The organism is Heterorhizobium halophytocola (genome assembly GCF_017873095.1).
Taxonomy (GTDB): Bacteria; Pseudomonadota; Alphaproteobacteria; order Rhizobiales; family Rhizobiaceae; genus Allorhizobium; species Allorhizobium halophytocola.
The window spans coordinates 215,568-237,304 of sequence record NZ_JAGGJU010000006.1; the positions used below are offsets into that span (position 1 = coordinate 215,568).

Genomic DNA, 21,737 nt, shown 5'->3' on the forward strand with positions numbered 1-21,737 from the left:
ATGCTGCATATGCTCGTGCTCCTCGTCGCCCTGCTGCTTGATCGCCTTGTCGGCGATCCCGACTGGATGTGGCGCCGGATCAAGCATCCGGTGGTGCTGTTCGGCGCGGCGATCGACACCCTCGATCGCGCCCTCAACGACCGCAAGGCAACCGGCCACACGCGGCGGCGCAATGGCGTGATTGCCATCGCGGGCCTGCTGGCCATTGCCATCCTGACGGGCTTGGTGCTGCACACCCTGTTCCTGCGGCTGCATTTCGTCGGCGCGCTGCTGGAAGTCGTCGTCGTTACGGTGTTCCTCGCGCAAAAAAGCCTCGCCGATCACGTCGGCGCCGTGGCGCTCGGTTTGCGCCGCGACGGGCTGGAGGGCGGGCGACTGGCCGTTGCCATGATCGTCGGGCGGGATCCGAAGACACTCGACGAGCCCGGCGTCTGCCGTGCGGCGATCGAGAGCCTTGCGGAGAATTTTTCCGACGGCGTCGTGGCCCCGGCGCTCTGGTATGCGGTGGCCGGCCTTCCGGGGCTGCTCGCCTACAAGATGCTCAACACCGCCGATTCGATGATCGGCCATCGCAGCGACAAATATCGCGATTTCGGCTGGGCCTCCGCCAGGCTCGACGACATCGCCAACTGGCCGGCTGCCCGGCTTTCGCTGGTGCTGGTGGCGCTGTCGGCCCTGAGCATGGGCGGCATCAGGGTCGCGCGGCGCGGCGTCGCGGTGACCCTGCGCGATCACGGCCTGCATCGCTCGCCCAATTCCGGCTGGCCGGAGGCCGCCTTTGCAGGCGTGCTGGACCTGCAGCTTGCCGGTCCGCGTGTCTATGGCCGCGAGCGGGTGAGCGAGCCGATGATCAACGCCGCCGGCCACGACACGGCGACTGCGCCAGATATCGACCGCGCGCTGAAACTGTTCTGGCTGAGTTGTACCTGGCTCGCGACGGTCGCAGGACTTGCAACGCTTGCCATTCTACTGTGAGTATCGCGTCAAATAATCGTCAAACAAATATCCGCCGGTAATGTTAACGCGAATACATCGCCTTGTTCTATTGCTTTTGCCGCGCCTGTCGTCTTCAATTTGACCGACAACGACAAGGCGAGGGGACCATGAGCAGAATTTCTATTTTCGCGGCGGCGTTCTGCTGTCTTTTCTTCTATGCGGTTCTGGCGGAAGCCGGTGGCCTTGTGGCGCGCATCAGTCTGCGCAACCAGACGCTGACACTGGTGCAAAACGGCGTCGTGACCGACCGCTGGAAGGTTTCCACCGCCCGACGCGGCTATGTGACGCCGCGGGGCAGTTACGGCGCCAAATGGCTGTCGCGCCATCATCGCTCGCGCAAATACGACAATGCGCCGATGCCCTACGCCATCTTCTTCAAGGGGGGCTATGCGGTGCACGCCACCTATGACCTGAAACGCCTGGGACGGCCGGCCTCGCATGGCTGCGTCAGGCTGCATCCCGACAATGCGGCGCGGCTGTTTTCGATGACCCAGCGCTACGGCCTTGCCAATACGCGCATCGTGATCACGCAGTAGTTTCCAGCCATGCACGCCGCGGGGTGGGGGCCTTGCGCCCACCGAGGGGATCAGTCCTCGCCTGCGGCGCTTGCCAACCGGTCCATATTGGTCACGGTGATGTGGCGATTGTTCTCGATCGCAATCACGCCTTCCTTGCGCAGCTTGGTCATCTGCCGGCTGACGGTTTCGATCGTCAGGCCGAGGAAATCGGCGATTTCCGCCCGCGACAGCGGCAGGTCGAACACCGTCGTGCGGCTTTCCTCGGCATCATAATGGGTGGCGATCAGAAAGAGGAAGCTTGCGACCTTCTCGTTGGCATTCTTGCGCCCGAGGGTCAGCATCCAGTCCCGGGCTTCGTCCAGCTCCTTCAAGGCCTGGTTGAGCAGGCCGCGCTCCATGCTGGGGGCTGCGACGATCATCCGTTCCAGGATGGTGCGCGGGAAGCTGCACAGCTGCAGATCGGTAGCTGCCTCGACCGAGAGCGCGCTTTCCGGATGGAAGGGCCTGCCAAGGAAATCGGGGGCGAATTGCAGGCCGACGATCTGCTGGCGCCCGTCGCTCATCATCTTCGACAGCTTCACCACGCCGCGCAGGATATTGCTGTAGTGATCGACGTCGTCGCCCTGGCCGACGAGTTCGCTTCCGGCCTCGACGGTGCGGCGCGAGGAATGGCGATTGAGTTCGGCCAGCTGGGTCGTTGTCAGCGTACCGCAAAGCCCGCCATGACGCGCTTCGCAGGCGCGGCAGACTGCTGGCAGCTCGTCCAGAATGCGGTCGCGTCGTGACGTGTCCACGGTGCTCAACCCCCTTTGAAGTCGTAAAGCCTGTCGGTTCATCCCCGAACCGACACCTAGCCCGCAGCGGTCTTACCGCCACCGGTCGCGAAAGACCAGTCGATTGGATACTACCGGGACGGGCGAAAAAAGCCATCGACAATTTGACTGAAGTCAACTCCAGGCCGCGGCCCGGCGACTATCAATCCGAAACATACGAAACGGGCAGGGTCACCATGGCTATCGATCTGAAAACACAGTCTCTTCTTGCAAGGTTTGGCGGACAGGTGCCGCGATATACCAGCTATCCGACCGCGCCGCACTTTCACCAGGGGATCGACTGCGACAATTATGCGCAGTGGCTGCAGGCCTTGGATCCGGGCGAGGGCCTCTCGCTCTATGTGCATATTCCCTATTGCGACCGTCTTTGCTGGTTCTGTGCCTGCCATACCAGGCAGACCCTGCGCTATGCGCCGATCACCGCCTATCTGAAGGCGCTCTACCGTGAAATCGATACGGTTGGCGGCTTGGTCCCGGCCGGTGCTTGCGTCCGCGCCGTGCATCTCGGTGGCGGTTCGCCGACCATGCTGCTGCCCGAAGACATGGTCGACCTGATGGCCCGGCTGCGCGTCGCCTTCCGGTTTTCCGACGATGTCGAGATCAGTGTCGAGATGGACCCGAACGATCTCGATGTGCCGCGCTACGACGCGCTGGCCGCGATCGGCATGACCCGCGCCAGCCTCGGCGTGCAGGATTTCGATCCGAAGGTGCAGGAGACCATCAACCGCATTCAGACCTTCGAACAGACCAGATCTGTGGTCGATTCGGTGCGCGCCCGCGGCGTCCGCTCGATCAATTGCGATCTGCTCTATGGGTTGCCGCATCAGACGCTGGCCGGCCTCGAACGCACGGTCAGCGACATCCTGTCGCTTGATCCGGACCGTATCGCGCTGTTCGGCTATGCCCATGTGCCATGGATGAAGAAGCATCAGCAGATGATTCCGGCAGAGGCCTTGCCGGGTGCGGAGGCGCGGTTCGAGCAGATGCAGCGGGCGGGCGCCATGCTGACGGAGGCCGGTTACCGGGCGATCGGCATCGATCACTTCGCCAAGCCGGACGACAGGCTGGCGGTCGCCATGCGGGACGGGCGGCTGAAGCGGAATTTCCAGGGCTATACCGACGACGCCAACGGTGCGCTGATCGGGCTGGGTGCCTCGTCCATCGGGCGGCTGCCGCAGGGCTATGTGCAGAACATGCCGGCGACCGGCGAATACCAGCGCATGGCCGAAAGCGGTTCGCTCTGCGTGGTTCGCGGCATCGAGGTTTCCTTGGAAGACCGGATCCGGCGCGATGCGATCGAGCGGGTGATGTGCGATTTCCGCATCGATTTCGCGCAGTTGCGGGCAGAATGGGGACCGGCGGCCGAGCCGCTGATCGCCGAGGCGCGACGCCTGGCGGCCGCCGATGGCGGAGAACTCGTGGCGCTCGATGGCGACGCCCTGAGCCTCAGGCCGCAGGCCCGCGTCTTCGCCCGCAGCGTCGCGGCCGCCTTCGATACCTATCTGCAGACCGGCAAGGGGCGTCATTCGATTGCTGTTTAGGCAACACTTTGGTGCGAAATGATGCATTCGGCGTGCAAGGCCATTGGCATTTTGGCCAGAGTTTCATATCTGGGGGCCAGATTTGGATACCAAGAGGTACGCTAGCGTGACTGCTACATTTGATAAGGTTGCCGACATCATTGCTGAAACCAGCGAAATCGATCGCGAGACGATTACGCCCGAAAGCCACACGATCGACGATCTTGGCATCGACAGCCTCGACTTCCTCGACATCGTGTTTGCGATCGACAAGGAATTCGGCATCAAGATTCCGCTCGAGCAGTGGACGCAGGAAGTCAACGAAGGCAAGGCCTCGACCGAGGACTATTTCGTGCTGAAGAATCTCTGCGCCAAGATCGACGAACTGCGCGCCGCCAAGGCCTGATCGGCTTCGGACGGCTCGAAGGAGACGCGCATGCTGCTGGAATATTTCCAGATGATCGATCGGGTCGAGAGCGTCGATTTGACGGAAGGCGTGCTCGTCGCGCGCTCCGTCGTTCCAGCCCAAAGCCCGGTATTCGAGGGGCATTTTCCCGGAATGCCGCTGGTGCCGGGGGTGCTGTTGATCGAGACCATGGCCCAGGCCTCCGGTTTCCTGCTGCTCGCCGTCAACAAGTTCACGGCCATGCCGCTGTTGATGACGGTCGACGGCGCCAAGATGCGCAGCTTCGTCGAGCCCGAAACCGAGCTTCAGGTCGAGGCACGGCTCGAGCATGACGGGTCGGGTTTCGGCGTCACCAAGGCGAAGATCACCGCCGGCGGCAAGAAGATCTGCGACGCGCAGCTCAAGCTCAAGACCATCCCCTTCGGCGAGATACCGATCGGCGATCTGGTCAAGTCGCGCGCCGGCGAAGTCGGCCTGATCGACGCGATTGCGGCCGGCGCCTGAACCCACAGCCACTCCCGTTGAGATGAGCGACGTGGTTGACGGCACTGCCGGCATGCGCTCTTTACCGCTGCGGGGCCTGTCTCGCACGCGAGAGGATGACATATGACAAAGAAGCCGAATGACGTCGTCATCACCGGTATTGGCATCGTAACAAGCCATGGCACCGGCAAGGATGTCCATCTCGACCTGATCAAGTCCGGCGCGACGCCGCAGCCGGTGCTGGAGGCCGAACGATTCGCCCCTTATCCGATCCATCCCCTGCCGGAGATCGACTGGTCGACGCAGATTCCCAAACGCGGCGACCAGCGCCAGATGGAAAACTGGCAGCGGCTCGGCGTCTACGCGGCCGGTCTCGCACTTGACGATGCCGGGCTGAAGGACGATGCCGACCTCTGCGGCACCATGGACATGATCGTCGCGGCCGGCGGTGGCGAACGCGATATCGCGGTCGACACGCTGATCATCGACGAAGGCCTGAAGCGCAATGACCGCGCCGAACTGGTCAACGAGAAGCTGACGACCGAACTGCGCCCGACGCTGTTTCTGGCCCAGCTGTCCAATCTTCTCGCCGGCAATATCTCGATCGTGCACAAGGTCACCGGCTCGTCGCGGACCTTCATGGGCGAGGAGGCCGCCGGCATTTCGGCCGTGGCCACCGCCTATTCGCGCATTCTCGCCGGCCAGTCGACGCATCAGCTGGTCGGCGGCGCCTTCGTCGCCGACCGGGATGACATTTTCCTGATGGTCGAGGGCACCAATGCCCATGCGACCGGCGACTGGCAGCCGCTTTGGCAGCGCGAAGCGGGTGCCGGGGGCGGTCTGGTGCTTGGCACGGTCGGCGCCTTTCTCGTCATGGAAAGCCGTGCCCATGCCGAGGCACGCGGCGCCCACATCTATGCGACCCTGACGTCGATCGAGGGCGATCGCGGCAAGCGCGAGAATGGCGGCTTCGAAAAGCGCCTTGGCCGGATGATCGGCGATGCCGCAAACGACGCCGGCGACGATCTCGTGGTCTTCTCGGGCGCCAGCGGCCTGCATGGCCTGACGGCCGGTGAAAGATCGGTTCTGACCGACAAGCTGCCCAAAGCTGCCCTGCGCGGCTATAGCGGGCTCGTCGGTCAGTCGATGGAAGCGCAGTTCCCGGTGGGTCTGGCGCTGGCCGCCCTGGCACTTGACCAGAAGGCGGTCGTGCCGGCCTTCGATCCGGCGGCCGAAGGCGCAATGACAGGGCCCGCATCGGGCGCGATTGTCACGACGGTTGGATATGTCCGCGGTGAGGGCGTTGCCCGTCTCGCGGCAGAGGTTTGAGGACAACAGCATGAGCCAGTCGCGATTTACCGATCATCTCGGCCGTCCGATCGTCGCGGTCACCGGCATGGGCGTCATCACCTCGCTCGGCCAGGGCCTCGCCGACAACTGGGCGCGCCTGACGGGCGGCGTTTCGGGCATCCACAATATCACCCGTTTCCCGACGGAAGGCTTGCGCACCCGCATTTCCGGCACGGTCGACTTCCTCGATCTGCCGGCCGTCAACGCGGTCGAGCGGTCCTATGCGATGGCGCGCGAGACGACGATCGAGGCGCTGGCCCAGGCCAGCATCAACGGTGATTTCGAGGGCCCGCTGTTTCTCGCAGCGCCGCCGATCGAGCCGGAATGGGATGCCCGTTTCCGGGTCGTCGAGCGCACGCCCGAAAGCGAAAACGAGGGCCATGCCTACAAGCGGATGCTGGCAGCCATGCGCGCCCATCCCGATGCCGCCTTCAGCGAGGCCGTGCAGTTCGGCTCGATCTCGGAGCGGCTGTCCGACAGGTTCGGCACGCGCGGACTGCCGGTGACGCTGTCGACCGCCTGCGCTTCGGGCGCAACGGCGATCCAGCTCGGTGTCGAATCGATCCGCCAGGGCCGGACCACCCGGGCGCTGACGGTTGCGACCGACGGCTCGGTCAGCGCCGAGGCGCTGATCCGCTTCATGCTGCTGTCGGCGCTGTCGACCCAGAATGATCCGCCGGAGAAAGCGTCCAAGCCGTTCAGCAAGGACCGAGACGGCTTCGTCATCGCAGAAGGTGCGGCAACACTGGTGCTGGAATCGCTGGAAGCTGCTATTGGCCGGGGCGCCAGGGTGCTCGGCATCATCAAGGGCTGCGGCGAGAAGGCCGACCATTTCCACCGCACGCGCTCGTCGCCGGACGGCGGACCGGCCGTCGCCACCATTCACGCCGCGCTCGACGATGCCGGTCTTGGACCTGAGGGCATCGGCTATATCAATGCGCATGGCACATCGACGCCGGAAAACGACAAGATGGAATATGGCGCCATGCTGCAGGTCTTCGGCGATGCGATGAAGTCGATACCCTGTTCGTCGAACAAGTCGATGATCGGCCACACGCTGACGGCGGCCGGCGCGGTCGAGGCGGTGTTCTCGATCCAGACCATGCTGACCGGGACGCTGCCGCCGACGATCAACCACGTCAATCCCGATCCTGCAATCGAGCTCGACGTCGTGCCGAATGTGAAGCGCCAGTCGGATGTCTCCGGCGTGCTGTCGAACTCGTTCGGCTTCGGCGGTCAGAACGCCAGCCTTGTCATGACGCGGGAACCGGCTTAAGTCACGGGCCCAAGCCTGACCGGCCATCGAAGTCAACACACGCCTCCGGGCGGGGAATGAATTATGCGCGCATTGCAACTTGTCGAAGACCGTAAACTGGAAATCACCGATCTGCCGGAGCCCGATGCTCCGGGTCCGGGGGAAGTGACGCTCAGGGTCAAGGCTGTTGCGCTCAACCATATCGATGTCTGGGGCTGGCGCGGCATGGCGTTTGCCAAGCGCAAGATGCCGCTCGTCATCGGCGCGGAAGCCTCCGGCGTCGTGGAAGCGATCGGTCCGGGCGTCGGTAATATCCTGCCGGGCCAACTGGCGGCGGTTTATGGTGCGCGGACCTGTGGTCTTTGCAAGCCCTGCCGCGAAGGCCGCGATAATCTCTGTGAACATGTCGGCGGCGTGCACGGTTTCCATCTCGACGGCTTTGCCCAGGAGAAGATCAACCTTCCCGCCCGCCTGCTGGTGCCGGCACCGCCCGGTGTCGATGCAATCGCAGCAGCGCTTTCGCCGGTGACCTTCGGCACGGTCGAGCACATGCTGTTCGACAATGCCAAGCTTGAGCCCGGTGAAACGATCCTGGTCCATGCCGGCGGCTCAGGCATCGGTTCGGCCGCCATCCAGCTCGCCAAGAAGACCGGCTGCACGGTGATCACCACGGTCGGATCGGACGACAAGATCGAGCCTGCCAAGGCGCTCGGCGCCGACCACGTGATCAACTACCGCAAGGATCGCTTCGAGGGAGTCGTGCGCAAGCTGACCAAGAAGAAGGGCGTCGATGTCGTCTTCGAACATGTCGGCAAGGACACCTGGGCCGGGTCCATGCTCTGCATGAAGCGTGGCGGGCGTCTTGTCACCTGCGGTTCGACATCGGGTGTCTCGACCGAGATGAACCTGATGATGCTGTTCCAGCAACAGCTGAAGCTGCTCGGCTCCTTCGGCTGCCGGATGGAGAACATGGCCGATGCGATGCAGAAGATGGCGCGGGGCGTCGTTCATCCGGTGATCGACACCGAAGTCGGCTTCGACGAGATCGACCGGGCGCTGGAGCGCATGGAAGGTCGCCAGATCTTCGGCAAGATCATGCTGCGGATGGACTGACGCGCTTGAAGCTCTTCCTTACCCGGCTGGTCCTCAACCTCGAGCATTTCCGCCAGTGGCTGATTGCCCAGCTGGTCTTCGGGCTGCTCAGCGCGCTGAAGATCCTTCCGGCCGATTTCGCCATCGACATGGCGGATCGGCTGATGCGGTGGATCGGGCCGAAGACGTCCCGCCACCGGCTGATGCTGACCAATCTTGCCAATGCCTTTCCGGAAAAGGACGAGGCGGAACGCCAGCGGATCGCCCATGCGGCCTGGGGCCATATGGGCCGCATGGCGGCTGAATACGTGTTCCTCGACCATCTCTTCGACTTCGATCCCGAGCGTCCCGATGCCGGCCGGGTGGAAGTCAGCGGCATCCCGATATTCATGGAGCTGAAGGACAATCCGCGGCCCTTCATCGTCTTTACCGCCCATAGCGGCAATTTCGAAATGCTGCCGGTCGCCGGTGCGGCCTTCGGGCTCTATGTGACCGTGCTCTTCCGTCCGCCCAACAATCCCTATGTCGCCGCCAAGGTGTTCGACTTTCGCGCCAGACGGATGGGCAAGCTTGTGCCGTCCCATGCCGGCTCGTCCTTCGCGCTCGCCCGTCAGCTGGAAGCCGGAAGCGGGGTCGGCGTGCTCGTCGACCAGAAATTCAGGAAGGGCAGGGACACCACCTTCTTCGGCCAGCCGGTCAAGACCAATCCGCTGCTGGCCAAGCTCGCGCGACAGTTCGACTGCGAGGTCTATCCGGCGCGCTGCATCCGGCTGCCCGGCAACCGCTTCCGGCTGGAAATCGAGCCGGCGGTCACCTTGCCGCGCACCGAGCGCGGCCAGATCGATGTGGATGCCACCGCACAGCTGCTGAACGACAAGGTCGAGTCGTGGGTACGGCAATATCCGGAGCAATGGCTCTGGTATCACGACCGCTGGAATATCAAGAAAACCCTCTGAACTTCCGCGCCCCGTTCACGTTTTCGCGAGCAAAGGGGCGCTGATAGATGGCCTGCAACCTGTTGATGGTTAGTGCCAATAAAAGTTCGCTTTGAAAGCAGATGTTTACGTCCTATGCGTGAAGTCAGTCTGCTGGGGTGCGCATTTGCCCGGCGGCTGGACAAATCTCATATATTGAATGTGAACATTCTTCATGTTACTCGCATGACGACATATTTCTTATCAGGGCCATGCTTTCGGGGCCTGACGCAGCGAATTTTCAAGTGGTCAAAGAGTCGATGTCGATGAGGCAGCAAATTCCGGATAGCACACTGATCTCGCTCTTCGAGTCCGTCGGATCGAAGTGGCAGCAGTTGCATGATGCGGTTCGCAACGGCGACGATCACCTGGTCTGGCAGATCGACCAGGAGGTCAATCCGCTGATCGCCGAGGTTGTCGAATACCGGGCCAAGACCTCGACGGAAGTCCACCAGCAGCTGGCATTCATCGCCAACCTGATCCGCAAGGACGCCGACGACCGCGGCTGCGTGTTGCGGGACGCATCGCTGATGTCGATGCTGCTCGAGCGCTATTTCGGCCGCCAGGGACAGACGGCAAGCGCCGATACGACGCATTGGAACGGCCGCGAGAGCAAGGATGGCCTGTATCTGAGCGACGGCGACTTCGGCGAAGACCAGTTTATCAGCCGCTCCTGAGCCGCCGGCTTTTCCCCGCTATCAACGCCCATGCGAGGCCGTCGGATTGCCGATGGCGCCTTCATTCTATCCTCCTTTTCCGACCGATGCGCCCGTTTCCCGAGGCTGCGGCGGCTTGTGGCTGTGACCTGTTGACGCCCGCCCATCCTTGATCTGGATCAAGGTGGCGCGGCACGGGCAATGCCAACAGTGGCGGCAAGCAGGAAGCTTTCGCCGCATGTCGCGCCGACCGTTCTCCTGCCAATGCAAGCCAAGCGTTGGGGGATACCAACAATGAGTTACACTTTCGAGATCGTGGGGATGGCGGTTCTCGCCTTCCTCGCACTGCTCGGTGCGGCTTTTGCCGCCGACAGTCTGTTTGCGGCCCATATGGGCATCGCCTTCGTCGTGCTGCTGATCGGCGTGACCGTGCTGCTGCGCCGGGTGCAGTTCGCATCGGCAGGGGCCAGGACGGCGGGCGAGATCCGCAGCGAATATTTCGACGAGGTCGTCAAATACGGCGTCGTCGCGACCGTGTTCTGGGGCGTGGTCGGCTTTCTGGTCGGCGTCGTCATCGCCCTGCAGCTGGCCTTTCCCGACCTCAACATCGAGCCCTGGTTCAATTTCGGCCGGATGCGCCCGCTGCACACCTCGGCGGTCATCTTCGCCTTCGGCGGCAATGCGCTGATCGCCACGTCCTTCTACGTGGTCCAGCGGACCTGTCGGCAGCGGTTGTTCGGCGGCAATCTCGGCTGGTTCGTCTTCTGGGGCTATAATTTCTTCATCGTCATGGCGGCCACGGGCTATCTTCTCGGCATCACCGAGGGGCGCGAATATGCCGAGCCGGAATGGTATGTCGACATCCTGCTCACCGTTGTCTGGGTCGCCTATCTGATCGCCTTCATGGGCACGATCTTCACCCGCAAGGAAAGCCACATCTACGTGGCCAACTGGTTCTACCTCGCCTTCATCGTGACGATCGCCATGCTGCATATCGTCAACAATCTGTCGGTGCCGGTCTCGTTCCTGGGATCGAAGAGCTATTCGGCCTTCTCCGGCGTGCAGGATGCATTGACCCAGTGGTGGTACGGCCATAACGCGGTCGGCTTCTTCCTGACCGCCGGCTTTCTGGGCATGATGTATTATTTCATCCCGAAACAGGCCAATCGGCCGGTCTATTCCTACCGGCTGTCGATCATCCACTTCTGGGCCCTGATCTTCCTCTATATCTGGGCCGGTCCGCACCACCTGCACTACACGGCGCTGCCCGACTGGGCGCAGACGCTCGGCATGGTGTTCTCGATCATGCTGTGGATGCCCTCCTGGGGCGGAATGATCAACGGCCTGATGACGCTTTCGGGCGCCTGGGACAAGATCCGCACCGATCCGATCATCCGCATGATGGTGATGGCGGTTGCCTTCTACGGCATGTCGACCTTCGAAGGCCCGATGATGTCGATCAAGTCGGTCAATTCGCTCAGCCACTACACCGACTGGACGATCGGCCATGTGCATTCCGGTGCGCTCGGCTGGGTCGGCATGATCTCGTTCGGCGCCATCTACTTCCTGACACCGAAGCTCTGGCACCGCGAACGGCTCTATTCGCTCAGAATGGTCAATTGGCACTTCTGGCTCGCCACCCTCGGCATCGTCGTCTACGCGGCCGTCATGTGGGTCGCCGGCATCCAGCAGGGCCTGATGTGGCGCGAATACGACAACGAGGGCTTCCTGGTCTATTCCTTCGCCGAAGCCGTCTCCGCCATGTTCCCCTACTACGTGCTGCGCGCCGTCGGTGGCGGCATGTACCTCCTGGGCGGGCTGATCATGGCCTACAACATCTGGATGACCATTCTCGGCCACGAGCGGCAGGAGGCGCCGATGCCCGGCGCCGTCATGCCCGCCCGCCTGCAGCCCGCAGAATAAGGAGAGGGCACCATGTCACTCTTGGATAAACACGCAATCTTCGAGAAGAATACCAGCCTGCTGTTCCTCGGTTCGCTTCTGGTGGTGTCGATCGGCGGCATCGTCGAGATCGCCCCGTTGTTCTACCTCGAAAACACCATCGAGAAGGTCGAGGGCATGCGGCCCTATTCGCCGCTCGAACTCGCCGGTCGCGACATCTATGTCCGCGAGGGCTGCTATGTCTGCCACAGCCAGATGATCCGTCCGTTCCGCGACGAGGTCGAACGCTATGGCCATTACAGCCTCGCCGCCGAATCGATGTTCGATCATCCGTTCCAGTGGGGCTCGAAACGCACAGGCCCCGATCTCGCCCGCGTCGGTGACCGCTACTCGAACGAATGGCATGTGCAACACCTGACCGAACCGCGCGATGTGGTGCCGGAATCGGTGATGCCGAGCTATTCCTTCCTGAAGCAGACGCCGCTGAAGGTCGATGCCGCCGGCCATCTGAAGGCAAACCGCACCGTCGGTGTGCCCTATACCGACGCGATGATCGAAAACGCCCAGGCCGATCTCCTGGCCCAGGCCAATCCGGACGCCGACACGACCGATCTGCTGGCCCGCTATCCCAAGGCCAAGACCGGCGATTTCGACGGCGATCCGACACAGCTGACCGAAATGGATGCGTTGATCGCCTACCTGCAGATGCTCGGCACGCTTGTCGACTTCTCCACGTATGACGACGCCACCGGTTATCGTTGAGGGGGTGAAACATGGAAACCTATACGGCTATGCGCCACTTCGCCGACAGCTGGGTGCTTCTGGCCATGGCGCTGTTCTTCGTCGGCGTGATCGCCTTCACGTTGCGGCCAGGCGGCAAGAAATCCGCCGACGAGGCCGCCAATATCCCTCTCAAGGAGGATTGAGACATGGCTGACAAGCATATTGACGAGATCAGCGGTGTCGAGACGACCGGTCACGAGTGGGACGGCATCCGCGAACTCAACAACCCCCTGCCGCGCTGGTGGGTTCTGGTGTTCTACGCCTGCATCGTCTGGGCGCTGGGCTACACGATCTTCTATCCGGCCTGGCCGCTGATCCACGGGGCAACGCCCGGTGTTCTCGGCTATTCGACACGGGGCGAGCTTGCCGGCGACATGGCCGAGGCCAGGGCGGCGCAGGCCGTCTTCGTCGACAAGATCGCCGCCATGCCGATCGACGCGGTCGCCGCCGACCGCGATCTCAACACCTTCGCCATTGCTGCGGGGGCTGCCGCCTTCAAGGTCAACTGCACGCCTTGCCACGGCTCCGGCGCCGAGGGCGGGCAGGGCTATCCCAACCTCAATGACGACGACTGGCTGTGGGGCGGCACGCTGGACCAGATCCAGACCACGGTGCTGCACGGCATCCGCGCGCCGGATGACGAGGACACGAGGATTTCGGAGATGCCGGCCTTTGCCGACATTCTCGAACCCGAGCAGATCCGCCAGGTCGCAGCCTATGTCGTCAGCCTCAGCGGAACCTCGGCGCATCCCGAGATGGTGGAACCGGGTGCGCAGGTCTTTGCTGAAAATTGTGCCGCCTGTCACGGTGAGGATGCAAAGGGCAACCGCGAGCTCGGCGCGCCGGACCTTGCCGACGCCATCTGGCTGAAAGTGCAGGGGGAGGCCGGCATCGCCGCCCAGGTATCCCATCCCAGGCACGGCGTCATGCCGGCCTGGGGCAGCCGCCTGGGCGAGACCACCGTCAAGGAATTGTCGATTTACGTCCACTCGCTGGGCGGCGGGGAATAGGCATCATGTCCCTGAGCGGCTGACGGTCGCGCCGTCTCCATTGCCGCCTCAGAGGCAGGCATTGCGGGTCGCACTCTTTCGGGTGCGACCCGTTTTGCTTTACGGGCGTAATCGCGTTGCCCTCAGGGGATTTCCGTTGCGTCCTCATAAAAAATGCGGGCCTCGGGATGCTGCGCCAGCGAGGCCGGCCGGTAGGCCTTGACCTCGCCCATTTGCGGCACCGCCTCGGCCTGCATTCTCGCCAGTACAGTCGGATGCAGCGTCGCGTCGCCCGGTTGGCGAAACGCCACGGGCCATTTCATCCGCAGGCTTTCGATCATGTAGATCTCCGAATGCTGCAGGCCCGCGTGGTCCGGGGAGGTGACGACGATCTCGTCGCGAATCTGGATGCCGGGCACGCATTCGCGCAACTCGTCGATCATCCATTGCAGAGAGATGTCGCTCAGCCGCGATTCCGGCTCCGGATAGCTGCCGCCGATATCGCTGTGGCAGCCGGCGAACCAGACCTGCTTCAGCCATTCGGGCGACCGACCGGATGCTTTCGCCGCTTCGGCAGCACTGCCCCATGGCACACGGTCGAAATCCTTGCGCTGCTCGTCGATCGACAGCGCGTGCCGGGCATGGAGGACGTCCGAGTCCAGATATTTGTCGTAGTGCTTCCGGCTCCAGACGGCGCGATGGCCATGTTTCCAGATGGCCGGCCAGTCGAGGGGATTGCTGAAGGAGAGCGGCTTTTCCGGATCGGGCGAGAAATATTTCCATTGGCTTTTCAGGATTATGAATAGCCAATAGAGCGCGGCAGTCACGAGAACCGCGGGGATCCCGGTGACGTACCAGGGCCAGCCGCGGATCATACACACCACCAGGAAGGCGACCAGCCCGAGGAAGACCGTGGGCACGAGGATGTTGAGCAGGCGATTGCCGAGCGCCGCGACCGTGTCGAAGACACCGACGAAGGTCGGCTGGACATTGCCCCGCTGGTCCGCCTTGTCTCCTTCGGCACAGGAGCCGTATTTCCGGCGGAAGCGCCGGGCCTTTTCCTCGCGCTCGGCCTCGTAGCGCGCTCGCTCGTGACCCGCACCGTGATTATAGACGTATTTGACGGCATCGCTGGCGATCTTGCGCAGTTCCGGCCCATATTTCGGCACCGGAGAGCCATCCGGCATCTTCGTCGGTATGCCGCAGAGGTTCATCACATTGGCCACCGAACGGGCCGTGTAGGCACCGCGCGAGAAGCCGAAGATGCAGACCCTGTCGCCCGGCTCGTAATTGGCGATGATCGCCTCGTAGCAGTCGATCACATTGTCATCGATTCCCGCACCGACGGTTGTTTCCAGCGCATTGCGGATGCGGTGCAGCGTCATGCCGTCGACTTCGCCGACGCCGAGACCGGGATCGTAGAAGGCCACCTGGTCCCTTGGCCGGATCGGGCTTTCCGGTCCCGGGCGCGTTGCACGGTAGAGTTTATAGACATTGGAAAGCAGTTGGTCGGGTTTCTGGCCACCGATCTGGCCGGTACCGTCGGAAAAGATCAGGATGTTTTTCGGCACGCTGGTCCCCTTGGAATCGATCAATTAAACAGATGATTGAAATGCTTTTTAGTATCGCCCTATGGTGGTACGATTGAAAGCATTTTTGCCCGTATTCAACAGGAGGCTGGACCGGCAGCCGAGGTGATCGGCCGACGGGCTGCGCCAGTTCGCCGCTGCTTGACATATGTCAAGGAGAGGGGCGGGCCGAAGTGGGAGAAGACTTCCAGTAAAGGGGTCGTCTCATGACTGTTACCATCAACCCGCCGGGAACTGAGCCGCGCGAGACCGTCGAGCGGCTCGACGCCGAGCCGGTGATGGCGGCTAAAAACCGCCAGCCGCTCTACCAGCCACGCAAGAAGATCTTCCCGAAACGGGCATCCGGCCGGTTTCGCCGGTTCAAATGGCTGGTGATGGCGGTCACGCTCGGCATCTACTACCTTACACCGTGGCTGCGCTACGACCGGGGCCACTACGCGCCGGATCAGGCGGTGCTGATCGATCTGGCGCATCGACGCTTCTATTTCTTCTTCATCGAGATCTGGCCGCAGGAATTCTTTTTCGTCGCCGGCCTTTTGGTGATGGCGGGCTTCGGGCTGTTCCTGCTGACCTCCGCCGTCGGCCGCGCCTGGTGCGGCTATACCTGTCCGCAGACGGTATGGGTCGATGTCTTCCTCGTCGTCGAGCGCGCCATCGAGGGCGACCGCAACGCACGCATCAGGCTGGAAGCGGCGCCCTGGACATTCGACAAGGTCTGGAAGCGGGTCGCCAAACACGCCGTCTGGCTGCTGATCGCGGTCGCCACCGGCGGCGCCTGGATCTTCTACTTCGCCGACGCGCCGACCCTCTTCGTCGAGGTGTTCACCGGGCAGGCCGCCACGGTTGCCTATGGCACGATCGCCGTTTTGACCTTCACCACCTATACGCTGGGCGGGCTGATGCGCGAGCAGGTCTGCATCTATATGTGCCCGTGGCCGCGCATCCAGGCCGCCATGCTGGACGAAAATTCTCTGGTCGTCACCTATAACGACTGGCGCGGCGAGCCGCGTTCGCGCCATGCCAAGAAGGCGGCGGCCAGCGGCCAGCCGGTCGGCGACTGCGTCGACTGCAATGCCTGCGTCGCGGTCTGTCCGATGGGCATCGACATCCGCGACGGGCAACAGCTCGAATGCATCACCTGCGCGCTCTGTATCGATGCATGCGACGGTGTGATGGACAAGATCGGTCGGCCGCGCGGCCTGATCGCCTATGCGACGCTCGACGAATACCAGTCGAACATGGCACTTGCGACCGACAATGGCCGCATGGGCATCGATCCGCGGCGGGTGCGAAAACCCAATGGACGCTTTCGCGACAAGGTCCGCCATTTCGACTGGCGGGTGATCTTTCGGGCCCGCACGCTGCTCTATATGGCTGTCTGGTCGGCCATGGGGATCGGCCTTCTGGTGGCACTGGTCACCCGCGAGCGGCTCGACGTCAACGTACTGCACGACCGCAATCCGCAATATGTGCTGGAATCGGATGGATCGATCCGCAACGGCTATACCGTACGCATCCTCAACATGGTGCCGCAGCCGCGCGACATCACGCTCACGCTCGACGGCATGGACGCGGCGGTGATGAAGATCAACGGCATGGATATCGCCAGCAGCCGCAGCATCACCGTCGCGGTCGAGCCGGACGAGGCGACGACGCTGAAGGTCTATGTGACGCTGCCGGGCGAGGGCGCGCGTGCCACGACGCAGGACTTCCACTTCGTCGCCACCGACGCCGAAGGGCGCGAGACCGCCACTTACAACGCCGTGTTCAACGGTCCGGGGATCAGACAATGACCGTCAGACAGGAAAAAGCAGGTTTCGTCTTCACCGGCAGGCACATGCTGGCCACCATGGTCGCCTTTTTCGGCACGATCATCACGGTCAATTTCACCATGGCCTATTTCGCCGAAACGTCCTGGAGCGGGCTGGTGGTGGAAAACACCTATGTCGCCAGCCAGCAGTTCAACGGCAAGGCCGGCACGATCCGCGACATGCTGGCAAGCGGCATCCGCAGCAAGCTGCACGCCAGCGAGCACGAGATCCGCTACAGCCTGACGATGCCCGACGGCAGGGCCGTCACCGCAGACAGCGTCACCGCGGCCTTCCGGCGCCCCGTTGGCGAGCACCAGGATTTCGCAGCCGAGCTTACGCCTGCCGGCAACGGCCTCTATGTTGCCGATCACGCCGTGCTGCCGGGACACTGGATCGTCGAGGTCAAGGCGGTGAAGGACGGCAAGCTGATCATGCATGAAGCGACCCGCATCGCCGTGATCGGGGGGCGGAAATGAGCTGCTGCGCTGCCGGAACGGAAGGCGCGCTGGAGGTCGAGCGGGCCGCCCATGCGCTTCCGTCTTCCGAGGAGATGAGACTGGCGAGCCGGAGCGTCGGCGAGGGTCTCTACCAGACGGATCTGAGCTTGCCGGCGGTCCATTGCGGCGCATGCATCGCAACGGTCGAGCGCGCCCTCAGGGCCTTGCCGTCGGTCGAGCGCGCCCGCGTCAACCTCTCGACACGGCGGGTTGCCGTGGTCTGGAAGGCGCGTGTCGGCGACGAGCCGACGGATCCGCAGGTCATTGCGCGGCAACTTGCGTCGGTCGGCTACGAGGCACATCTGTTCATGCTGGACGACCGGGCGGGCGACGCATTGCGCAACCAGCTGCTGCGGGCGGTGGCCGTCGCCGGCTTTGCGGCGGCCAACATCATGCTGCTTTCGGTATCCGTCTGGGCCGGCGCGGACGCTGCGACCCGCGACATGTTCCACTGGATATCGGCGCTGATCGCCGCCCCGGCGCTGATCTATTGCGGCCGCTACTTCTACCTCTCCGCCTGGAGCGCGCTGAAGCACGGGCGCACCAATATGGATGTGCCGATCGCCATAGGCATCAGCATCTCCTATCTGATGTCGCTCTGGGAGACGGTGCATCACGGGGAGCATGCCTATTTCGACGCGACCGCGTCGCTGCTGTTCTTCCTGCTGATCGGTCGCACGCTCGATCAGGTGATGCGCGAGCGCGCCCGGTCGGCGATCACCGGACTGGCGGCCCTGTCGCCGCGCGGCGCCATGGTGCTGGGCGCCGACGGCAGCCGCGACTATCGGCCGCTCGACGAGGTCGAGGTGGGCGACCGCATCGCCGTTTCGGCGGGCGACCGGATCCCGATCGACGGCCTGGTGATCGCCGGTAGCAGCGATCTCGATATGTCGATCGTCAATGGCGAAAGTGCCGCCGTCGGCGTGACGGTCGGCGACCCCGTCCAGGCCGGAACCCTCAGCCTGACCGGATCCCTGGTGGTCGAAGCGACCGCTCCGGCCAGATCGTCTTTTCTCGCTGAGGTGATCCATCTGATGGAGGCGGCCGAAGGGGGCAGGGCACGCTATCGGCGGATGGCCGACCGGGCAGCGGCTCTCTATGCGCCGGTCGTGCATCTGACGGCGCTTTTTGCATTCGTCTTCTGGGGTCTCTACGACGGCGACTGGAAGCATGCGCTGGTGGTCGCGGTCGCCGTGCTGATCATCACCTGTCCCTGCGCGATCGGCCTTGCCGTGCCGGTGGTGCAGATCGTCGCCGCCGGCCGCCTGTTCAAGGCCGGCATCATGGTCAAGGACGGCTCGGCAATGGAACGGCTTGCCGAGATCGACACGGTCGCCTTCGACAAGACCGGCACGCTGACGCTCGGCCGGCCCGCACTGGTCACCGCCGACCCGTTCGACCCGCAGACGCTGGCTCTGGCAGCAGCGCTTGGGCGGCAGTCCCGCCATCCGCTGTCGCAGACGCTTGCACAGGTAGCCGACGCTGCCGGTCCCGCCTTCGACGATGTTCGGGAAATTCCAGGTGCCGGTCTCCAGGCCTCGTGCGGTCCCCGGGTCTACCGTCTCGGCAGCCGGGCGTTTGCCGGTGCCGCCGCCGGCGCAGACCATGTCTCGGTGGCGGCGCCAGATGCGGCGCTGTCCGAAGTGGTGCTGTCGCTGGATGGGCGCGAACTTGCCACCTTCCATTTCGAGGATGCCCTGCGTCCCGGCGCCCGTGCGGCCATTGCGGCGCTGCAATCGCAGGGCCTCTCGCTCGGCATCCTGTCCGGCGACCGGCCGGGGGTCGTGGAGGCCCTGGCGGCGCGGATCGGCATCGCCGACTGGAAGGCGGGCCTGCAGCCCGGGGACAAGGTCGATTTCATCGCAGCCGCCTCGGCCGATGGCCACCGGCTGCTGATGGTCGGCGACGGGATCAATGATGCGCCGGCGCTGTCGGCCGCGCATGTCTCCATGGCGCCGGCGACGGCCGCCGATATCGGCCGGCAGGCCGCCGACTTCGTCTTCCTGCGCAAGAGCCTCGACGCGGTGCCCTTCGCCATCCGGGCGTCGAAGGCCGCGGGGCGGCTGGTCCGGCAGAATTTCGGCCTGGCGATCGCCTATAACCTGATTGCCGTGCCGGTGGCGCTGGCAGGGTATGCAACCCCGCTGATTGCGGCCGTCGCCATGTCGGGCTCCTCGATCATCGTCGTCCTCAATGCGCTGCGGCTCAACCGGCTGGAACTGCCCGAAGAGATCGCCGTTGCAGGGACGACCGCGGCCCGGGCGACCCGCCTGCCGATCGGACACGCCGCATGACCATGCTGATCTATCTCATTCCCATCGCCCTGTTCCTCGGCGGTCTCGGCCTCTTTGCCTTCCTCTGGTCGATCCGGTCGGGGCAGTATGAGGACCTCGACGGCGCGGCCTGGCGTGTGCTCGACGACGGCGACGACCGCCCGCAAGAGTGAACGCGCAGTCGCCTTTGTGCACTGCCTTTGCGCTTGCTCCGGCCTGTCAGGAGTGCCAAAAGAGGCCTCCTTGTAAGCCTTGAATTTCGTTACGGAGTGTATGTCATGGAACAGGCCGAAATCGGATTGATCGGACTGGGCGTCATGGGCGCCAATCTCAGCCTCAACATTGCCGAAAAGGGCAACCGCATCGCGGTCTTCAACCGGACCTACGCTGCCACCGAACAGTTCATGAAGGATGCCGGCGAGCTCGCCGACCGCATCATTCCCTGCAAGACGATCGAGGAATTCGTCGCCGCCATCCGGCCGCCGCGGCCGATCATCATCATGATCAAGGCCGGCGATCCGGTCGACCAGCAGATGGAGCTGTTGAAGCCGCATCTGGAAAAGAACGACATCATGATCGATGCCGGCAATGCCAATTTCCGCGACACCATCCGCCGCTTCGACAGCCTGAAGGATTCGGGCCTGACCTTTATCGGCATGGGCGTCTCCGGCGGCGAAGAGGGTGCCCGCCATGGTCCGTCGATCATGGTCGGCGGCACCGAAGAGTCGTGGAAACGCGTCGAGCCGGTGCTGACCTCGATTGCTGCCAAATTCAACGGCGAACCCTGCGTCGACTGGCTCGGCAATGACGGCGCCGGCCATTTCGTCAAGACCATCCACAACGGCATCGAATATGCCGACATGCAGATGATCGCCGAAATCTACGGCATCCTGCGCGACGGCCTGAACATGTCGGCCGTGGAGATCGCCGACGTCTTTGCCAAGTGGAACAAAGGCCGTCTGAATTCCTACCTGATCGAAATCACCGAGAAGGTTTTGCGCGCGAAAGATCCGATCTCCGGCCGTCCGATGGTCGACATGATCGTCGACAAGGCCGGCCAGAAGGGCACCGGCAAGTGGTCGGCGATCGAGGCACAGAACATGGGCGTGCCGGCAACCGGCATCGAGGCCGCCGTTGCCGCCCGCAGCCTGTCCTCGTTCAAGGACCAGCGGGAAGCGGCCGAAAAGATCCTCGGCCTTCCGGCATCCGGTGACCATGGCAATGTCGATCGCGACAAGCTGATCGACGATCTGGAGCAGGCCTTGCTGGCCGGCAAGATCGGCGCCTATGCGCAAGGGTTCGCGGTGATGGCGGAAGCCTCGAAGGAATTCGGCTGGTCGCTGCCGATGCCGACGATCGCCAAGATCTGGCGCGCCGGCTGCATCATCCGCTCGCAGTTCCTCGACGAGATCACCTCGGCCTTCACCAAGGATCCCGATGTCGCCAACCTGATCGTCACGCCGGCCTTTGCCGACATGGTCAAGGACACCGACGGGGCGCTGCGCCGCGTCATCTCCTTTGCGGCGCTCGGCGGCATGCCGGTTCCCGCACTCGCTTCGGCGCTCGGCTATTTCGACGCCTATCGCCGGGGCCGCGGCACGGCCAACCTGATCCAGGCCCAGCGCGATTTCTTCGGTGCCCACGGTTTCGATCGCACCGATGGCGCCGACAAGCATCACGGCCCCTGGGGCAGCGGTCTCGCCGACTTCTGAGCCGTCCGGCCCATCCCTGCATGAGAGGAAGCCCGGCCCTGCGCCGGGCTTTCTGCCTTGTGGCTGCCGGCCTGCCTTTTCGCAAGCAGGCCTTTGCC

The 21,737-nt window shown here is 63.5% G+C and carries 21 protein-coding genes; 19 read left to right on the forward strand and 2 right to left on the reverse strand.

The window, feature by feature from the left end:
• Together cbiB and J2Z17_RS12705 are read left to right on the forward strand one after the other, a co-directional pair.
• The gene (gene cbiB, locus J2Z17_RS12700; protein WP_209945508.1) at positions 1–975 is read left to right on the forward strand and encodes an adenosylcobinamide-phosphate synthase CbiB; all 975 of its coding nucleotides are present in this window, start codon (positions 1–3) and stop codon (positions 973–975) included.
• Between the two features lie 128 nt (positions 976–1,103).
• Positions 1,104–1,532: a L,D-transpeptidase gene (locus J2Z17_RS12705; RefSeq protein ID WP_209945510.1), complete on the forward strand. Its 429-nt coding sequence runs from the start codon at positions 1,104–1,106 to the stop codon at positions 1,530–1,532.
• A 50-nt stretch (positions 1,533–1,582) separates the two neighbouring features.
• On the opposite strand, the gene J2Z17_RS12710 is transcribed toward J2Z17_RS12705, so the two are convergent.
• The gene (locus J2Z17_RS12710) at positions 1,583–2,308 is read right to left on the reverse strand and encodes a Crp/Fnr family transcriptional regulator (RefSeq protein ID WP_377300078.1); all 726 of its coding nucleotides are present in this window, start codon (positions 2,306–2,308) and stop codon (positions 1,583–1,585) included.
• A 215-nt stretch (positions 2,309–2,523) separates the two neighbouring features.
• Here J2Z17_RS12710 and hemN point away from each other — a divergent pair, with 215 nt between their 5' ends.
• The 12 genes from hemN to ccoP all read left to right on the forward strand — a co-directional run bounded on the left by hemN (position 2,524) and on the right by ccoP (position 13,778).
• Positions 2,524–3,888: an oxygen-independent coproporphyrinogen III oxidase gene (gene hemN / locus J2Z17_RS12715; RefSeq protein ID WP_209945514.1), complete on the forward strand. Its 1,365-nt coding sequence runs from the start codon at positions 2,524–2,526 to the stop codon at positions 3,886–3,888.
• 106 nt (positions 3,889–3,994) lie between these two features.
• Positions 3,995–4,273 carry an acyl carrier protein gene (locus J2Z17_RS12720; protein ID WP_209945516.1) on the forward strand — a complete coding sequence of 93 codons (279 nt, stop codon included), beginning with the start codon at positions 3,995–3,997 and terminating at the stop codon, positions 4,271–4,273.
• Positions 4,274–4,303: 30 nt separating this feature from the next.
• The gene (locus J2Z17_RS12725) at positions 4,304–4,777 is read left to right on the forward strand and encodes a 3-hydroxyacyl-ACP dehydratase FabZ family protein (RefSeq protein ID WP_209945518.1); all 474 of its coding nucleotides are present in this window, start codon (positions 4,304–4,306) and stop codon (positions 4,775–4,777) included.
• Positions 4,778–4,879: 102 nt separating this feature from the next.
• Positions 4,880–6,085 carry a beta-ketoacyl-ACP synthase gene (locus J2Z17_RS12730; RefSeq protein WP_209945521.1) on the forward strand — a complete coding sequence of 402 codons (1,206 nt, stop codon included), beginning with the start codon at positions 4,880–4,882 and terminating at the stop codon, positions 6,083–6,085.
• Between the two features lie 10 nt (positions 6,086–6,095).
• Entirely contained in the window at positions 6,096–7,382 is a 1,287-nt protein-coding gene (locus tag J2Z17_RS12735; RefSeq protein ID WP_209945523.1) for a beta-ketoacyl-ACP synthase, read from the forward strand.
• A gap of 63 nt (positions 7,383–7,445) precedes the next feature.
• Positions 7,446–8,474 carry a zinc-binding dehydrogenase gene (locus tag J2Z17_RS12740; RefSeq protein ID WP_209945526.1) on the forward strand — a complete coding sequence of 343 codons (1,029 nt, stop codon included), beginning with the start codon at positions 7,446–7,448 and terminating at the stop codon, positions 8,472–8,474.
• A gap of 5 nt (positions 8,475–8,479) precedes the next feature.
• Complete coding sequence (locus J2Z17_RS12745) at positions 8,480–9,409, forward strand: lipid A biosynthesis lauroyl acyltransferase (RefSeq protein ID WP_209945528.1); 930 nt, start codon at positions 8,480–8,482, stop codon at positions 9,407–9,409.
• A 284-nt stretch (positions 9,410–9,693) separates the two neighbouring features.
• Positions 9,694–10,104, forward strand: a complete 411-nt coding sequence (locus J2Z17_RS12750) for a hypothetical protein (RefSeq protein ID WP_209945530.1) — start codon at positions 9,694–9,696, stop codon at positions 10,102–10,104.
• A gap of 273 nt (positions 10,105–10,377) precedes the next feature.
• Positions 10,378–12,006 (forward strand): cytochrome-c oxidase, cbb3-type subunit I, encoded by a 1,629-nt coding sequence (ccoN, locus tag J2Z17_RS12755; RefSeq protein ID WP_209945532.1) that lies wholly within the window; start codon positions 10,378–10,380, stop codon positions 12,004–12,006.
• Between the two features lie 12 nt (positions 12,007–12,018).
• On the forward strand, positions 12,019–12,747 hold the full coding sequence (gene ccoO, locus J2Z17_RS12760; RefSeq protein ID WP_209945535.1) for a cytochrome-c oxidase, cbb3-type subunit II: 729 nt from the start codon (positions 12,019–12,021) through the stop codon (positions 12,745–12,747).
• A gap of 11 nt (positions 12,748–12,758) precedes the next feature.
• The gene (locus tag J2Z17_RS12765) at positions 12,759–12,911 is read left to right on the forward strand and encodes a cbb3-type cytochrome c oxidase subunit 3 (RefSeq protein WP_209945537.1); all 153 of its coding nucleotides are present in this window, start codon (positions 12,759–12,761) and stop codon (positions 12,909–12,911) included.
• 3 nt (positions 12,912–12,914) lie between these two features.
• Positions 12,915–13,778, forward strand: coding sequence for a cytochrome-c oxidase, cbb3-type subunit III (ccoP, locus tag J2Z17_RS12770; protein ID WP_209945539.1), 864 nt, complete (start codon positions 12,915–12,917; stop codon positions 13,776–13,778).
• Between the two features lie 122 nt (positions 13,779–13,900).
• Here ccoP and J2Z17_RS12775 read toward each other — a convergent pair whose 3' ends face one another.
• The gene (locus tag J2Z17_RS12775) at positions 13,901–15,328 is read right to left on the reverse strand and encodes a DUF2235 domain-containing protein (RefSeq protein WP_209945541.1); all 1,428 of its coding nucleotides are present in this window, start codon (positions 15,326–15,328) and stop codon (positions 13,901–13,903) included.
• 224 nt (positions 15,329–15,552) lie between these two features.
• On the opposite strand from J2Z17_RS12775, the gene ccoG reads away from it, so the two are divergent.
• The 5 genes from ccoG (at position 15,553) to gndA (ending at position 21,639) form a co-directional block, all read left to right on the forward strand.
• Entirely contained in the window at positions 15,553–17,139 is a 1,587-nt protein-coding gene (gene ccoG, locus J2Z17_RS12780) for a cytochrome c oxidase accessory protein CcoG (RefSeq protein ID WP_209945543.1), read from the forward strand.
• Positions 17,136–17,633 (forward strand): FixH family protein, encoded by a 498-nt coding sequence (locus tag J2Z17_RS12785; protein WP_209945545.1) that lies wholly within the window; start codon positions 17,136–17,138, stop codon positions 17,631–17,633. Before ccoG ends, J2Z17_RS12785 begins: the two co-directional genes overlap by 4 nt.
• Positions 17,630–19,948: a cation-translocating P-type ATPase gene (locus tag J2Z17_RS12790; protein WP_209945548.1), complete on the forward strand. Its 2,319-nt coding sequence runs from the start codon at positions 17,630–17,632 to the stop codon at positions 19,946–19,948. Before J2Z17_RS12785 ends, J2Z17_RS12790 begins: the two co-directional genes overlap by 4 nt.
• Positions 19,945–20,100, forward strand: coding sequence for a cbb3-type cytochrome oxidase assembly protein CcoS (gene ccoS / locus J2Z17_RS12795; protein ID WP_209945550.1), 156 nt, complete (start codon positions 19,945–19,947; stop codon positions 20,098–20,100). Before J2Z17_RS12790 ends, ccoS begins: the two co-directional genes overlap by 4 nt.
• Positions 20,101–20,205: 105 nt before the next feature.
• Complete coding sequence (gene gndA, locus J2Z17_RS12800; protein ID WP_209945552.1) at positions 20,206–21,639, forward strand: NADP-dependent phosphogluconate dehydrogenase; 1,434 nt, start codon at positions 20,206–20,208, stop codon at positions 21,637–21,639.
• Positions 21,640–21,737: the final 98 nt, after the last annotated feature.

Excerpts from the sequence above, each read along its gene's own strand:
- J2Z17_RS12740 (WP_209945526.1), top strand. The coding sequence starts at position 7,446 with ATGCGCGCATTGCAACTTGTCGAAGACCGTAAACTGGAAATCACCGAT.
- ccoG (WP_209945543.1), top strand. The coding sequence starts at position 15,553 with ATGACTGTTACCATCAACCCGCCGGGAACTGAGCCGCGCGAGACCGTC.
- gndA (WP_209945552.1), top strand. The coding sequence starts at position 20,206 with ATGGAACAGGCCGAAATCGGATTGATCGGACTGGGCGTCATGGGCGCC.
- J2Z17_RS12725 (WP_209945518.1), top strand. The coding sequence starts at position 4,304 with ATGCTGCTGGAATATTTCCAGATGATCGATCGGGTCGAGAGCGTCGAT.
- J2Z17_RS12750 (WP_209945530.1), top strand. The coding sequence starts at position 9,694 with ATGAGGCAGCAAATTCCGGATAGCACACTGATCTCGCTCTTCGAGTCC.
- ccoS (WP_209945550.1), top strand. The coding sequence starts at position 19,945 with ATGACCATGCTGATCTATCTCATTCCCATCGCCCTGTTCCTCGGCGGT.
- ccoP (WP_209945539.1), top strand. The coding sequence starts at position 12,915 with ATGGCTGACAAGCATATTGACGAGATCAGCGGTGTCGAGACGACCGGT.
- ccoO (WP_209945535.1), top strand. The coding sequence starts at position 12,019 with ATGTCACTCTTGGATAAACACGCAATCTTCGAGAAGAATACCAGCCTG.
- J2Z17_RS12705 (WP_209945510.1), top strand. The coding sequence starts at position 1,104 with ATGAGCAGAATTTCTATTTTCGCGGCGGCGTTCTGCTGTCTTTTCTTC.
- J2Z17_RS12785 (WP_209945545.1), top strand. The coding sequence starts at position 17,136 with ATGACCGTCAGACAGGAAAAAGCAGGTTTCGTCTTCACCGGCAGGCAC.
- J2Z17_RS12790 (WP_209945548.1), top strand. The coding sequence starts at position 17,630 with ATGAGCTGCTGCGCTGCCGGAACGGAAGGCGCGCTGGAGGTCGAGCGG.
- ccoN (WP_209945532.1), top strand. The coding sequence starts at position 10,378 with ATGAGTTACACTTTCGAGATCGTGGGGATGGCGGTTCTCGCCTTCCTC.
- J2Z17_RS12730 (WP_209945521.1), top strand. The coding sequence starts at position 4,880 with ATGACAAAGAAGCCGAATGACGTCGTCATCACCGGTATTGGCATCGTA.
- cbiB (WP_209945508.1), top strand. The coding sequence starts at position 1 with ATGCTGCATATGCTCGTGCTCCTCGTCGCCCTGCTGCTTGATCGCCTT.
- J2Z17_RS12735 (WP_209945523.1), top strand. The coding sequence starts at position 6,096 with ATGAGCCAGTCGCGATTTACCGATCATCTCGGCCGTCCGATCGTCGCG.
- J2Z17_RS12765 (WP_209945537.1), top strand. The coding sequence starts at position 12,759 with ATGGAAACCTATACGGCTATGCGCCACTTCGCCGACAGCTGGGTGCTT.
- hemN (WP_209945514.1), top strand. The coding sequence starts at position 2,524 with ATGGCTATCGATCTGAAAACACAGTCTCTTCTTGCAAGGTTTGGCGGA.